Origin of the sequence: Streptomyces himastatinicus ATCC 53653 (assembly GCF_000158915.1) — a bacterium.
Lineage (GTDB): Bacteria > Actinomycetota > Actinomycetes > Streptomycetales > Streptomycetaceae > Streptomyces > Streptomyces himastatinicus.
The window spans coordinates 6030136-6031273 of record NZ_GG657754.1 but is presented as its reverse complement, the minus strand read 5'-3'; the positions used below and the strand labels follow the sequence as shown (position 1 = coordinate 6031273).

Sequence of the window (1138 nt, the reverse complement as noted above, 5' to 3'; positions counted from 1 at the left end):
TCATCAACACCTCGGGCGCGCTGCTCGGCTGGCTGCTCGCGGGGCCGGTTGCGCGGCTGCTGCCCGCGCTGGAGGCGCTGGACGGGCGGGCGCTGGGGCGGCGACCGGTGCCGTTCGGGCGGCGACTGGCGGCGCTGGCCGTCGACCTGGCCGGATATGTGCTCGGGACGATATTCGCCGGTTTCGTGCTGACCGCTCGGAACGTGGCGCTCCCGGCCTGGCTGCTGCTCGCCGGGACCTTCGCGGCCTGGTTCGTCCTGGTGCCGCTGGCGACCGGCGCGACCCCCGGCAAGTGGCTGCTGCGGCTGCGGCTCGTCGCGGACGGCGGCGGTCTGGTGGCCTGGCGGCTGACCCTGCGGGCGCTGCTGCTCGGGGCGTTCGTCCTGCCGCTGCTGGCGGCGCTGTTCCTGGCCGTGCTGATCGTGCTGGACGAGCCGTGGCCGTACGGCCTGTTCGCCCTCGCCCATGACCCGGGCGCCCAGGGCGCGGAGGCGGTCTTCACCACGCTCGGCCCCGTCCAACTGCTCGCCGTGGCCGCCGGATTCGCGCTCACCGTCACCTGTGCGCTGGAGACGCTGCGCCACCCGGACCTGCTCGGCCCGCACGATCACGCCTCGGGCATCCGCAACGCCGCACTGCCGCACAGCCGGGCGGCGGTGGCCGACGAGCAGCCGCCGGGACCGGACCCGGTCCGCACGCCGGAAACCGCCTCAGGCGCGCGTTGAGGCCAGTTCCACGACGGTGACGTCCGGCGGCGCCCCGACCCGCACCGGCGGGCCCCAGGCGCCCGCGCCGCGGGTGACGTAGAGCTGGGTGTCGCCGTACCGCTCCAGCCCCGCCACGGTGGGGTTGGCCAGCGCCGCGACGTACTTGCCTGGCCACAGCTGTCCGCCGTGGGTATGGCCGGACAGCTGGAGATCGACGCCGCGCTCCACCGCGTCGTCGATCACCACCGGCTGATGGGCGAGCAGGACGGACGCCCGCGCCCGGTCGCGGTCGCCGAGCGCCCGGCCGAAGTCGGGCCCCTGCCCCTCGTCCTCCCCCGCCACGTCGTTGACCCCGGCGAGGTCGAACCAGGGCAGCTCGACGCGCTCGTTCTCCAGGGGGCGGACGCCGAGTTCGCGGACGTGGTCGACCC

Annotated in this window: 2 protein-coding genes; one reads left to right on the top strand and one right to left on the bottom strand. The window is 75.7% G+C overall.

Annotated features, from left to right (window positions below; translation table 11 throughout):
- A partial coding sequence (locus SSOG_RS25685) for an RDD family protein (RefSeq protein ID WP_167542512.1) occupies positions 1–725 on the top strand: 725 nt, incomplete at its 5' end.
- Here the strand turns inward: SSOG_RS25685 and SSOG_RS25680 are convergent.
- The coding region (locus SSOG_RS25680; protein ID WP_009717169.1) for a metallophosphoesterase at positions 711–1138 on the bottom strand (428 nt) is incomplete at its 5' end. The genes SSOG_RS25685 and SSOG_RS25680 overlap by 15 nt on opposite strands.